General features: G+C 71.3%; 8 protein-coding genes. 4 read left to right on the top strand and 4 right to left on the bottom strand.

The features are described 5' to 3' along the window. The first annotated feature begins 43 nt into the window (after positions 1–43). On the top strand, positions 44–1,585 hold the full coding sequence (locus tag ACFWGJ_RS33125) for an alpha/beta hydrolase (protein ID WP_387332060.1): 1,542 nt from the start codon (positions 44–46) through the stop codon (positions 1,583–1,585). Positions 1,586–1,598: 13 nt separating this feature from the next. Here ACFWGJ_RS33125 and ACFWGJ_RS33130 read toward each other — a convergent pair whose 3' ends face one another. Beyond that, positions 1,599–2,369: a response regulator gene (locus tag ACFWGJ_RS33130; protein ID WP_387332047.1), complete on the bottom strand. Its 771-nt coding sequence runs from the start codon at positions 2,367–2,369 to the stop codon at positions 1,599–1,601. Between the two features lie 108 nt (positions 2,370–2,477). Here ACFWGJ_RS33130 and ACFWGJ_RS33135 point away from each other — a divergent pair, with 108 nt between their 5' ends. The 3 genes from ACFWGJ_RS33135 to ACFWGJ_RS33145 all read left to right on the top strand — a co-directional run bounded on the left by ACFWGJ_RS33135 (position 2,478) and on the right by ACFWGJ_RS33145 (position 6,176). Continuing rightward, positions 2,478–4,085, top strand: coding sequence for an ATP-binding protein (locus ACFWGJ_RS33135; protein WP_387332049.1), 1,608 nt, complete (start codon positions 2,478–2,480; stop codon positions 4,083–4,085). Further along, positions 4,082–5,287, top strand: coding sequence for a PP2C family protein-serine/threonine phosphatase (locus tag ACFWGJ_RS33140; protein ID WP_387332051.1), 1,206 nt, complete (start codon positions 4,082–4,084; stop codon positions 5,285–5,287). Before ACFWGJ_RS33135 ends, ACFWGJ_RS33140 begins: the two co-directional genes overlap by 4 nt. A 190-nt stretch (positions 5,288–5,477) precedes the next feature. Beyond that, the gene (locus ACFWGJ_RS33145) at positions 5,478–6,176 is read left to right on the top strand and encodes a beta-glucanase (RefSeq protein WP_387332052.1); all 699 of its coding nucleotides are present in this window, start codon (positions 5,478–5,480) and stop codon (positions 6,174–6,176) included. Between the two features lie 60 nt (positions 6,177–6,236). Here the strand turns inward: ACFWGJ_RS33145 and ACFWGJ_RS33150 are convergent, their stop codons facing one another. The 3 genes from ACFWGJ_RS33150 to ACFWGJ_RS33160 all read right to left on the bottom strand — a co-directional run bounded on the left by ACFWGJ_RS33150 (position 6,237) and on the right by ACFWGJ_RS33160 (position 13,239). Continuing rightward, positions 6,237–8,603 carry an AbfB domain-containing protein gene (locus ACFWGJ_RS33150; protein ID WP_387332054.1) on the bottom strand — a complete coding sequence of 789 codons (2,367 nt, stop codon included), beginning with the start codon at positions 8,601–8,603 and terminating at the stop codon, positions 6,237–6,239. A gap of 232 nt (positions 8,604–8,835) precedes the next feature. Then, positions 8,836–9,777: a TauD/TfdA dioxygenase family protein gene (locus ACFWGJ_RS33155; RefSeq protein ID WP_387332056.1), complete on the bottom strand. Its 942-nt coding sequence runs from the start codon at positions 9,775–9,777 to the stop codon at positions 8,836–8,838. A gap of 336 nt (positions 9,778–10,113) precedes the next feature. Further along, complete coding sequence (locus ACFWGJ_RS33160) at positions 10,114–13,239, bottom strand: tetratricopeptide repeat protein (protein WP_387332058.1); 3,126 nt, start codon at positions 13,237–13,239, stop codon at positions 10,114–10,116. Positions 13,240–13,486 lie beyond the last annotated feature (247 nt).

Consider the following 13,486-nt stretch of genomic DNA (forward strand, 5'->3'; position numbering starts at 1 on the left):
GGCCAGGCCGGCCGGCCGTCACGAACCCACCCTGGAGGTATCGATGTCCCTGTTCGTCCTGGTCTCGGGCCCGTTCACCGACGGCCGGATCTGGAGCGAAGTCGTCGCGCGGCTGCGGGAGTCGGGTGCCCGGGCGCACCCGGTGTCGCTGAGCAGGCAGCCCGGGGCCGATCTGGAGACGCATGTCGAGGACGTGGTCCGGCTGATCGATTCCCTTGAGCTGCCCGATTCCCCAGATTCCGCCGATCCCCCGGGTCTGCCGGAGGAGGTGGTGCTGGTCGGGCACGACTACGCCATCCACCCCGTCCTGGGCGCGGCGGACCGCCGTCCGGAGCGGGTCGCACGGGTCGTGCACCTGGACGCCGGGATGCCGCAGGACGGCGACGCGGCCCTCGCCCTGGTGCCGGACCCGTCGGTGCACGAACGGCTCGCCGCCGACGGCGATCCCGGGCCTGTCCCGTCGCCGGAGCCCGCGCAGTGGCAGCGGTGGGGCAGCACCGAGGGGCTGTCCCCGCACCACCTGGAGCTGCTGAGCCGGGTGGCCGCCCCGCAGCCTTGGCGCACGCTCACCCAGCCCCTGAGACTGACCGGCGCCGCCGCGGCATGGCCCACCACCGGCATCCTGTGCACGGCCGGCGGCACGACCGTGGAACTCGTCGAGGCGCTGGTACGCACCGGCCCGCCGCATCTGCGGAAGCTGGCCGATCCGAGGGTGGGCTTCTTCGAACTGGCCACCGGCCACTGGCCGATGCTCTCCTGCCCGGACGAACTGGCCGGGGTCCTGCTCCGCGCGGCGGCCGACGAGGGGCGCCGGCTGACCGTACCCGAGGAGGAGTCCTCGTACGCCCGGCCCTTCCTGCTGGACACTCCGGAGTATCCGCGGGTGCGCGAGGGGCGGGTGGACCTGCACCTGCCGGACAGGGCAGCGGGGGAGGGGGAGGCGAGAGGTCCCTGGCCCGCGGTGCTGTTCGTGCACGGCGGGCCCGTGCCCGCGGGCCTCGTCCCGGCGCCGCGCGACTCGCCCTTCTACCTCGGCTACGCCCGATGTGCGGCGAGCCTCGGCGCGGTCGGTGCCGTCGTCGAGCACCGGCTGCACGGCATCACCGACTACGCGCGTGCGGCGGACGACGTGGCGGAGGCCGTCGACCTGCTGCGGGCCGACCCCCGGGTGGACGGGCAGCGCATCGCCCTGTGGATCTTCTCCGGTGCCGGACTGCTCGCCGCGGACTGGATCGCCGCGCCCCCGCCGTGGCTGCGCTGTCTGGCCTTCACCTATCCGATCCTGGCCCCGCTGCCGGGCTGGGGCGCGGTCGGCCCCCGCTTCGACCCGGTCGGCGCGCTGCGCGCCGCCGCCGGGACGATGCCGCCCGTCGTCCTCACCCGGGCGGGCCTGGAGACGCCGCAGATCGCCGCCACCGTGCGGGAGTTCACGACCGCGGCGGACGAGACGAAGGCCCCCGTCGAGATCATCGACGTGCCGCACGGCCGCCACGGCTTCGAGACCGACGAACCGACCGATGCCTCACGCGAGGCCGTGCTCAGGGCCGTACGCACGGTGTTCGCGCGGCTGGCACGGCCGTCGTGACGCGTCCCGTGGTTCAGGGGCGCGGGCGGGTGGCGGTGTCGAGGTAGAAGGCGTCGATGCTCTGGACGGCCTGCTCGAACTCGTCGAGGTTGACGGGCTTGGTCACATAGGCGTTGGCGTGACTGCTGTACGCACCCGTGACGTCGTCCGGAGCGGTCGACGTCGTCAGGACGACCACGGGGATCGTCTGGAGGTCGTCATCGGACTTGAGGACCTTCAGCAGGTCCCGGCCGTTCATCCGCGGCATGTTCAGGTCCAGCACGATGAGGTCGGGGCGCGGGGTGCCCGGCGTCCGCAGATGCTCCAGCGCGGCGACCCCGTCGGTGACCTGGACCAGATTGCGGGCCCCGCGCTCGGAAAGGGCTTCCTCGATGAGCATGGCGTCGGCCATGTCGTCCTCGACGAGCAGGACGTCGAAGGGGCGGGCGGGGGTGGTCATTGTCGGTTGCTCCGTGGGTTTCTCGTTGGAGTGGTGGAAGAGCCCGGGCCAGCGGCGCCGGGCTCCCTGCCGGGTCATCCCGCATGCGGCGCCGATCTGCGGGTATCCGGCGCCCGCGCGTGCGGCGGCCACGGCCGCTTCCTGCTGGAGTCGTTCGGCGGCCTGCTTGAGATGATCCAGCAGGTGCAGCAGAGCCAGGGCTTGTGCCGGGTCGTCCGCTGCGGGGGGCGACGGGGCTTCCACCAGCCGGCGGGCGAGGCGCTGCGCGAGATCGCCGACCGTCGCGTCCGCGATGGTGGCTGTCTCCTGCGGAGTGATCCGCAGTGCGAAGTCCTTGCCTGGCATACCCGGCACTCTAGGTCCCCGAGGAGGCCCGCGACAACAAGGGTTGTCGCCCTCTAAAGTGTGCTGGCCAAACAAGCAAGGCGATGCTCACAGCGAGGAGCCCACAGAATGACCGGCGATGAGAGGCAATCGCGTACGCGAGGGCTTACCGCGTGGACGACCAGGCGGTGGCTTCGTGTAGGGGTGGCCGCGTCCCTGGTGGTTCTGGCCGTCCTCGGGGCGGCGGGCGCGTACGTCCTGGGGCGGACCGAGACGCTCAGCCGCGACCTCGTGGACGTGCGCTCTCCCGCGCTGACCGTCGCGATACGCCTGGAAGCCGCCGTGCTCAACCAGGAGACCGGGATCCGCGGCTACGGGCTCACCGGCACGGAAGCCTTCATCACCCCCTACGAGCAGGGGCTGACCGATCAAAAAGCCAGGGACAAGCAGCTCACCGAGCTGCTTCGGGACAGCCCCGCCCGCCTGAGGGACCTGAAGGCCGTGCAGGACGCGGTGACGAAGTGGCAGGAGAGTGTGGCCCGGCCCATCGCCGCCGAGCCGCCCGGCTCGCCCTCGCCGCTGGCCACCGCACGGGCCGCGGAGGGCAAGGCCCTGTTCGACGACGTTCGAAACGCGCTCAGCAAGCAGCAGGAACGGCTGCGCGAGGACCGGGTACGGGCCAGGGACGACCTGATGTCCACGATGATCCTGCGGAACTGGGTGTTCATCTCCATCGCGGTGGTCATCGTCATCCTCACGGCGCTGATCTTCGAAGGGCTGCGGCGCGGCATCAACAGGCCCCTGGAGCAGCTCGGCGCGGACGCCCGTGCCATCTCCGGCGGTGACTTCGACCACCCCATCACCCCCACCGGCCCCGCGGACCTGCGACGCCTGAGCAGCGAGATCGACTTCATGCGCAGGCGGCTCGTCCGGGAGCTGGCCGTCAGCGAGGAGACCCGGCTGCGGCTGGACGCGCAGACCGCGGACCTCCAGCGCTCCAACGCCGAGCTGGAACAGTTCGCGTACGTGGCCTCCCACGACCTGCAGGAGCCGCTGCGCAAGGTCTCCAGCTTCACCCAGCTCCTCCAGCGGCGCTACGGAGGGCAGCTCGACAGCCGGGCCGACCAGTACATCGACTTCGCGGTCGACGGGGCGAACCGCATGCAGATCCTCATCAACGACCTCCTCGACTTCTCCCGGGTGGGGCGGCTGCACAACGCCCACCAGAGCGTCGACCTGGACGACGTGCTGGAGCGGACCCTGTCGACGATGAGCGTCGGCATCGAGGAGGCCGGGGCGACGATCACGCACGACCCGCTGCCGACCCTGGTCGCGGACCCCACCCAGCTGGGCATGCTCTGGCAGAACCTGATCGGCAACGCCGTCAAGTTCCGGCGTCCCGGCGAGACGCCGAAGATCCACGTCACGGCGGAGCGGGAAGGCGACCTGTGGCGGTTCACCGTCACGGACAACGGCATCGGCATCGCACCGGAGTACGCCGACAAGATCTTCGTGATCTTCCAGCGGCTGCACACCAAGGACACCTACTCGGGCAGCGGGATCGGTCTCGCGATGTGCAAGAAGATCGTCGAGTTCCACGGCGGCACCATCGCCGTCGACCCGGCCTACCGCGACGGAGCCCGTATCACCTTCACCCTGGCGCCCCGGCCGCCGGAGAGCCCCGGCGCGGACACCACACCCGAGGCCACCCGCGCGGAGGCGGAGCAGGCACGATGACCGGATCCACGACGGCCGCCCCGGGCGCGGCCTCCGACAAGCCGATGTACCGCATCCTCCTGATCGAGGACGATCCGGGCGACGCGCTGCTCGTCGAGGAACTCCTGTACGACACCGGGCTGGGATTCGAGCTGACCATCCGGACCACGCTGGCCGAGGCCCGCGCCGAACTGGCCGCCCACCCGATCGACTGCATCTTCCTCGATCTGCACCTGCCCGACGTCTCGGGCATCGACGCGGTCACGGCCGTCCGCGGGTTCGCCCCGCACACCGCGGTGATCGTCCTGACCGGGCTGTCCGAGGACCGGGCGGGCACCGACGCCATGGCGGCCGGAGCACAGGACTACCTCGTCAAGGGAAAGGTCGAGGCGGACCTCCTGCAGCGGACGCTGCGCTACGCCGTCTACCGGAGCCAGACCGAACGCGCGAGCGCCGCCGCCCAGGCCGCTCAGCTGCGGGCGGAGGAGAACGCCCGGCTGGAACGCGGTCTGCTGCCGCAGCCGATCCTCGACACCTCCACGGTCAGGGTGACGTCCCGCTATCTGCCCGGCGCCACGATGGCCCTGCTCGGCGGGGACTTCCTCGACGTGGTCGAAGGCGACGACGGGCTGCTGCACGCCGTGGTCGGAGACGTCAGCGGGCACGGCCCCGACGCCGCCGCGCTCGGTGTCTGCCTGCGCATAGCCTGGCGTTCCCTCGTGCTCGGCGGGCACCGCGGGGACGACCTGCTGCACCTGATGGAACGCATCCTCATGGCCGAGCGCGGCAGCCAGCAGCTGTTCGCCACGTGCACCCTGGTCACCCTCGACCAGGAAGCCGCCACCGCGACCCTCCATCTCGCCGGCCACCACGAACCCCTCCTCACCTCGCCCGAGGGGACCTGGGAGGTGACCGCCGCGCACGGCATCGCGCTGGGTATCTTCCCCGGGGTCCACAGCTGGCCCTCCACGGTCGTCCCGCTCCCGGCCACCGGCGCGCTGACCCTCTACACCGACGGCCTCACCGAAGGGCACAACGGGACGAAGGAGGAGCGGCTCGGCGTCGAAGGGCTGCTCGCGCTGATACGGAAACTCCCGTCGGCGGACCCGGCCGCCCACGTCGACCTCCTCATCAAGGAGACTCATGCGCTGAACGCCGGCCGGCACTCCGACGACCTGGCCGTCCTCCGCCTCGACTGGGGCGCCCGGCCCGCTCGCCCCTGAGACCCGACGGCGGACCGGCCCGAGGACGGCGGACCAGGTCCGCCCGAAAACCTCTGTCGGGCCCGAGAGTTCACCCGGGCGGGTTGTTTGCACAGCGGATGGAACCGTCCGGGGCATGGGCGGTGACCGGCTGGGGAGAAACGGACTGCGCGCATATGTCCCTGTTCCTCCATCGCCAAGGAGCCGGCCTGTGCCCGACGTCGTCTTCACCGCCGATTTCAGTTCGCGAAGGCAGTGGGTGGCCGGCCGCTCCTGGGCCTATCCCGAGGGCGGCCCGGTCAATCCGACCGACAACAAACTGGACTACCTGGTCTCCGACCCGGCGTACTCCCGCACCGGCACGTTCCGCGCCACGCGCCGCAAGGACGGCCTGTGGAGCGCGGGCCTGCTCACCACCGAGGGCAGCGAGGAAGGTTTCCTCCTGCGGGCGGGGGACGTGCTGGAGACACGCGTGCGCCTGCCCGTCGAAGTGGGGGCCTGGCCGGCCATCTGGACCTGGCGGGACGGGGGCCAGGAGATCGACGTGTTCGAGTACCACCCCGACAACCCCGATCTGCTGGAGTTCTCCAACCACGTGCGGGGCGGGCACCTCTATCACCACGACGAGGCCGTGCGCCCCGGCGGCCATGTCGACCTGCGGGTGGAGTTCGGCGCCCGCTCGGTGATCTGGTGGCTGAACGGCACACAGATCTTCGCCGACCGGCGCGGGGTGGGGAAGAGCTGGCGCGCCCACCTCATCGTCAACCTCTCGGTGAGCGCCGGGCGTTACCACCCTCGCCCCGCGGCCGGGACCAAGGAGATGTCGTACGCCGTGGAGAGTCTGACCGTGCGCCGTCCGTCCGTGGTGCCGCCCCGGGCGGCCGAGGCGGAGGAGCGGGCGGACCTGTGAGCGCGAGAGAGGCGGGGGACGGCGGCCCGGCGGCTGCCGTCCCCCGCGTGCGGACGGCGGTCAGGGGGCCCAGGGTGCGTCGACGGCCCAGGTGGTGTCCTCGGTGAAGGAGCCGGGGTTGTCCCAGGCGTGGGAGCCGCCCGGGGTGGCCAGCCACAACTCGGCGTTGTAGTGCCGCAGATACTGCTCGGGGAAGTTGGACGCGGACAGCCGGACGCCGCCGTTCGCGCCGCGCACGGCACAGAAGGTCGCGTCGGCCTGGAAAACGGCTCCGCTGCCCGACTCCTTGTAGACGCGGTACTCACGGTGGCGCAGGTACTGGCCGGGGTAGTTGCGCGACTCGAAGGAGTAGCAGGCGCTGTTGGCGAGGCCCGGTACGACCTTCCAGGTGGCGTCGTTCTTGAGGAGGGCGGCGCTGTTCGCGTCGACCACATCGGTGTAGGCGGCCCCGTCGCGGTGCCGCAGATAGCGGTTCGTGTAGCCGGGGGTGGTCACCCGCAGCGACTTGTACTGGTTCGTGGGCAGGGTGACGGGGGAGGTCGTGGCCCGGGAGGCGTCGATGAGGGCCCGGTTGGCGGCCTGCACACGGGCCGCGTCCACCTTGACGACCTGCCGGTCATAGGTGAGGAGGCCGTTGGCCTCGTTCTCCACGTCGGTGATCTCCGTGTAGACGGAGGCCGAGAGCCCGGCGGGCATCCGCACCTCGCGCAGCGCGTCGAGGAGCCCCACGAAGCGGTTGTTGAGATGGGCCTGGTCCGCCTGGTCCTCGTAACTGAAGCCGCCGCCCGGATACCACTCGTGGCCGGCGACCTTGAAGCCCAGACCGCCGTACTCACCGAGGACGGCGGCGCGGGTGGCGCTGGGCACGGTCGTGCCGGGCCCGACGTAGACGTGGTGGTCCAGGACGTCGCCGTTGCCGCCGTCGACCGCGCCGCAGCAGTTGATGCCACTCATGTTGTTCACCAGCCGTGAAGGGTCGTACGCCTTCACATGGTCGGCGATCCGGGCCTGGTCGTACTGCCCCCAGCCCTCGTTCTGGTCGACCCACATCACCAGCGACGGCGAGCTGCGGTGCTGGTCGATGATCCGGTCGTACTCGGCCTCCCACTGCGTGCGGGCCGCGCTGTCGGGGGTGCGGGTGTCCATCGCGGGCATGTCCTGCCAGACGAGCAGCCCCAGCTTGTCCGCCCAGTAGAACCAGCGCTGCGGCTCGACCTTGATGTGCTTGCGCACCATGTTGAAGCCGAGGTCCTTGTGCTTCTGCAGGTCGTACTTGAGGGCGTCGTCGGTCGGCGCGGTGTAGATGCCGTCCGGCCAGTAGCCCTGGTCGAGCGTGCCGGTCTGGAAGACGAACTTCCCGTTGAGCACGGGACGCAGGACGCCGTCGACCCGTGCGACCCCCACGGAGCGCATCCCGCTGTAACCGCCCACGGAGTCGACGACGGTCGAACCGGACAGCAGATCGGCCTTCACGTCGTACAGGAACGGATCCTCGGGGGTCCACAGGTGCGGATTCGGTACGGCCACGGTGATCGTGCTGCCGACCGCGCCGGTCGCGGTGCCCACCGTGGTCGAGCCGGAGGACACGGTCACCCGGGCGCTCTGCCCGGAGACACCGTCACCCCTGACGGTGACCTTCAACGTGTTGTTCGTGAGGTCGGGCACCATGTCGAGGCGCGTGACATGCGCCGCCGCCGTCGGCTCCAGCCACACCGTCTGCCAGATGCCCGAGGCCGCGGTGTAGAAGATGCCGCCGCCGGGGTGCGGGGCCACGTCGCTGATGCGCTGCTTGCCGACCGCCCCGATACCCGTCTGACTGGGATCCCAGACGGACACGACGACGGTGTTGGTGCCGCCGTTGAGCAGACCCGTGATGTCGTACGAGAAGGAGTCGTAGCCCCCGCTGTGCGTGGCGCCGGCCTGGCTGCCGTTGACCCAGACCGTCGTACGCCAGTCGCTCGCACCGAAGTTGAGCTGGACGCGGCGGCCGTTCCAGCCCGCCGGGACCGCGAAGGTGCGCTTGTACCAGAGCTTGTCGTTCTGGGTGATCTTGCGCTGGATCCCGGACAGCGCCGACTCGGCGACGAACGGCACCCGGATCTGCTCGGAGAACGAGGCGGGCTGGCCCGCGTCCGCCGAGGTGACCGCGAAGTCCCAGATGCCGTTGAGATTGGCCCAGTCGGGACGGGTGAGCTGTGGGCGCGGATACTCCGGCAGCGGATGGTCGACCGATACCTGGTTGGTCCACGGGGTGGTCATGGGGGAGGGCTTGGGCGTCCACGCGGCCGGTGCGGCCTGCACGGTGCCCGTGGCGGTCAGGGCGGCCGTGCAGACCAGCGCGAGGGTGGCGAGCACGGTGGTGATCCGCCTCGCCCGCTGTCTCAGCCAGACGGCCCAGGGGCGTGGGGCCGGGGTGGTGCTGCGCATCGTGACTCCTTGGGTGTCGGGGGGCAAGGACGTACACGTACGGAGAGAAGGCTGGCGGCTCGCCGTCCCAGCCTGTACAACGTTGGAAAGGGTGATGGTTGGCATGACAGCACGACACCGAAGGTCTGTACAGGTACATGACAAGAATATGTGGGGTGGGACGCCACACCGGCCCCTGGACCGTTCTCGTCCAAGGGCCGGATGACGTGCTCGGTACGTGCGCTCTCCCGCCTCAGTACGGGCGGTCGCCCGCGATGGCGACGCGTTCCGCCACGCGGCGGTGCGAGCCGTAGTCGTTCACCGCGTAGTGCTGGGTGGCGCGGTTGTCCCAGAAGGCGACGTCCCCGGCCTGCCAGCGGAAGCGCACCTGGTACTCCGGGACATGCGCCTGCTGCACGAGATGGCGCAGCAGCTGGTCGCTCTCCTCGCGGGCCAGGCCGGTGATACGGGTGGTGAAGGAGGTGTTGACGAACAGCAGCTTCCGGCCCGTCTCCGGATGCGTGCGCACGACCGGGTGCTCCACCGGCGGGAAGGCGTCCTGGAACGGGGCGAGCCGCTCGGGGCCGTAGAAGCGGGCGAAGCCGGGGATGAAGTCGTGCACGGCCGTGGCACCGTCGATACGGTTCTTCACCTCGGGTGAGAGGTTGTCGTAGGCGGCGGCCATGTCCGCCCACATGGTGTCCCCGCCGAAGGGCGGCACCTCGCGCAGCTGGAGCACGGCACCGAGCGCGGGCCGCTCCCGGAAGGTGACGTCCGCGTGCCACACGTTCTCGAAGGTCGGTGTGGCGCCGGCCCCCTTGTCGAAGCGCACCACGTCGGCGCTGGAGCCGCGGGCGAGCAGCGGGTTGGTCTCCAGCTCACCCCAGTTGCGGGCGAAGCCGCTCTGCTGCTCGGACGTGAGGTGCTGGGCGCGGAAGAAGAGCACCTTCCACTCCAGCAGCGCCCGGTTGAGCTCTTCGCGCAGGGCGGGGTCCAGCGGACGCGAGAGATCGACGCCCCGTATCTCCGCGCCGATCGTGGCTGCCTGAGGGACGAGTTCGAAAAGATCGTAGGGGCGTGCGGGCGCGCCCTCGGGCAGGCGTCGCAGCTCACGGGCGCCCTCGTGGATGCCGCCCGTCGGCACGTGGGCTTCGCGCAGTGCCGGCACACCGGCCTGCGGAATGGTCACGGTCATGGAGATGCTCCTCGTTCGCATGGCTCGACAACGCGATGGCGCGACGGCTCGATGGCGGAAGTGCGGAAGTGCAGGAGTGCGGAAGGACAGCAGTCCCGGACGTGAGGAGGGTCGACCAGCACGACGTGGACTGCGGTGCGGCGAGCGTCACGGCTCGGCCCGGCGGGGAACCGGCTAGCGGCCTGAGCGCTCGCAGCCGATCCGATTCGGGGCGCGCAGAGGCCCCGTCATCGTGCCGCAACAGTGCCAGGTCATGCTGATCATTGTGGGAGGAGCCCTCCGTGCTGTCAACGGACACCCGTACGGTCCGTGGGCCACGGGGGCCCACGGACCTGCTCAGGCGCAGTCGGGACTGTGCGTGTCCTCCTTCTGACGTGCCTCCAGGGCGGCCAGCGACTCGCTGACACCCGCGGCACGCGGTGAGCCGAGGGCGCTGTACAGGGCCAGCGCGTCCTGCCAGTGGCCCCGGGCCGTGGACAGGTCGTCGCGGTCCTGGTGGATGCGGGCCAGGCCGATGTGGGCCCGGGCCTGCTCCTCCTTCTCCTCGATCTCCATGGCCAGCGCGAGGGCGGAGCGGTGTGCGGTCGCGGCCTCGTCCGGTTGCCCCGAGCCGTGCAGGGCCTCACCCAGACCGTTGAGGCTGCCCGTTTCGCCGTACCGCTCCCCGGTGCGCTGGAACAGGGCGAGAGCCTCCCTCTGACGGATGGCCGCCTCCTGGTGGTGGCCCAGGCGGTTGTGGGCGTCCCCGAGATTGCTGAGGGCGTGTGCCTCGCCCCCGCGGTGGCCGAGCCGCCTGAACAGGGCGAGGGCCTGCTCGAAGTGCTCGGCCGCCGTCGCGTGCTGGTCGAGGCGGGACAGCACGATGCCGAGATTGCCCAGCGCGCTGGCCTCACCGAAGGCATGGCCGAGGGAACGGAAGAGGGCGAGCGCCTGCCGGTGCTGCTCCGCCGAGGTCTCGTAGTCGTCGAGCAGTTCGTGCACGATGCCGAGGTTGTTGAGTGTGTCGGCCTCGCCGCCGATGTCCCCGACCTTGCGGAAGAGGACGACCGCCTCACCGTGCCGCTGGGCTGCCTCGCGGTACTGCCCGCGCAGTTCGTGCAGGACACCGAGGTTGGTCAGATTGCGGGCCTCGGCCACCGGCAGCCCGATCCGCCGGCACAGGGCCAGCGACTCCGTGTGGTGCCGGACCGCTTCGTCGTACTGCGCAAGCCGTCGGTGGGTGGTGCCGAGACAGGTGCGCACCTCGGCCTCGCCCCGCCGGTCGCCCGCCGCGCGAGCGGCACGCAGGGCGTTGCCGTGGATGACCAGCGCGTCGGTGAACAGCCCACGGCTGTCGAAGTGGCGGTGCAGGGTGGTGGACAGGCCGACGGCGTGCTCGGCCCTGCCGCGTCCGGCCTCGGCCGCGGTGACCGCGGTGAGGACGGTGTGCTCGGCCGCCAGCCACTGTTTGGCGTGGGCCTCGTCGGGGAGCGGCGGAAGTTCGGTGCGCGGGGCCGGGATCCGGGGCCGCAGATGTCTCTCGGCCGGGAACAGCACGTCCATGGCGGCGCAGGACGCCGCGAGATAGTGGGTCAGGAGACGGTCGAGCGCCGTCTCGCGGTCGGCCGGCCCGTCGTGGCGTTCGGCCTGCCAGGCCGCGTACACCCGCAGCAGGTCGTGCATGCCGTAGCGGCCGGCGCGGGTGGGCTGGATCAGATGGCTGCGGGCCAGCAGTTCCAGTGTCCGCCGGGTGTCGTCGACGGGGCGTCCGCACAGGGCTGCCGCCGCGTACGCGTCCACGTCCGGGCCCGGGTGCAGCCCGAGCAGCCGGAAGGCGGCGGCGGCTTCGGCGGGCAGGCGGTCGTAGGACCAGGAGAAGACGGCACGTACGGCCGCGCGGGGATCGTCGTCGGAGTCCAGCAGCTCCAACCGGCCCCGCCGGTCGTCCAGTTCGGCGGTGAGAGCGCTCAGGGGCGACGCGGGACGGGACAGTGCCAGCTCCGCGGCGATGCGCAGGGCGAGGGGGAGGCGTCCGCACTGCTCGGCGAGGACGGCCGCGGCCTGTGGTTCGGCCGCCGCCCGGGGGCCGATGAGTCTGCTCAGCAGGCGTACGGCGTCCTCCGGGGGGAGAACGTCGAGTACGAGCCGGTGGGCGCCGTGCAGGGACACCAGGGAGCTCAGGACGTCCCTGCTCGTCACCACGGTTCTGCACCGGGTCGCGCCGGGCAGGAGCGGGCGTATCTGCTCGCTGGACGAGGCGTTGTCGAGCACGACGAGCATGCGGCGCTCGCTCAGCTCGGTGCGGTAGCGGGCGGAGCGGTCGTCGAGACGCAGCGGGATCTCGGGGCCCGGCACTCCGAGGGCCACCAGGAACCCGGTGAGGACGTCGGCCGCGGGCACCGGTTCGTCCGTGTCGTAGCCGCGCAGGTCCGCGTAGAGCTGGCCGTCGGGGAACTGTTCGCGCACCCGGTGGGACCAGTGGACGGCCAGGGCGGTCTTGCCGACTCCCGCGGTGCCGGACACGGCGGACACCACGACCGTGTTGGTGGCGTCGGCCCCCGCTTCGGCGGAGAGCAGGTGCGCGGACAGTTCGTCCAGTTGTCCCTTGCGGCCGGTGAAAGCCCGTACGTCGAAGGGTAGTTGCGCGGGGCGTGAGCGTGCTGTCCGGGTGTCGCCCGAAGCGGGGCCGGAGCCAGTGCCGGTGGCGGGCAGGGGGCGGTCGCGCAGGGCCTCCTCGTAGGCGGTGCGCAGTTCCACCCCGGGGACCGAACCCAGTTCGTCGGCCAGCCGGCGGCGGACCTCGGCGTAGTGGTCGAGCGCCTCGGCGGTCCGGCCCGCCTGGGCCAGGGAGCTGACGAGCAGGGCGGCGAGGGGCTCTGCCAGCGGGAACTCCTCGGACAGGGCCCGTATCCGGCCGATCGCCTGCGTGGCACGTCCTGTCGCGGTCTCGGCCCGGGCCCAGTGGAGGGCGGCTTCGAGCCGTTCGTTCAGCCAGGCCGTCCGGGTCCGCTCGGCCCAGGCACCCGGCAGGTCGGCCAGCGGCGAACCCCGCCACAGATCGAGGGCGTCACGCAGGAGCCGGCCGCACTCGGCGTCGTCCGGACGCAGGCCACGGGCCCGGGCCACCAGTGCCCTGAAACGCAGGAGGTCGATGCTGTCGTCGGCCGCCCGCAGCAGGTATCCGCCCGACACGCGGGCCAGTTGGAGCGGCGGATGGTCCGCCGTGCCGTCCTCGCCGCGCGCCGCCTCGTCCAGTACGCGTCGCACCCGGCTCACATGGGAGTACAGCGTCGAACGGGCCGCATCGGGAGGGGTGTCGTCCCAGACCCGGTCCACCAGGGCGTCCACGGTCGTCAACCGGCCCGCGTTGGCCGCCAGCGCCGCAAGGACCATGCGCTGCCTGGGCTGTCCCAGCTCGATGTGACGGCCGCCGGCCCACAGTTCCAACGACCCCAGTAATCGAAGATCCACGTCCCCACCCACGATCGGCCGCTCCGTCTTTCACGAACTCCCCCGATCTTGCCCAGGATTCCACACATGGGGGGCCGGTGGCGCCGTCATGGTGATGGTTCCGGTACGGCCTGTGATCCCGTCTCGGACTGTGGACACCGGGCAGGTCCCGGGCACGCCCGCGGCATGGCCGAGGGGCCTGCCAAGGTTTTCACAAGGTTCCTCTTGCAGTCTTCGGACAGCCGGTTGGCCGGCCCGGCGATCGGACCCCCCTTCGCGC

Origin of the sequence: Streptomyces sp. NPDC060205 (genome assembly GCF_042728395.1) — a bacterium.
In the GTDB taxonomy this organism is placed as follows: domain Bacteria; phylum Actinomycetota; class Actinomycetes; order Streptomycetales; family Streptomycetaceae; genus Streptomyces.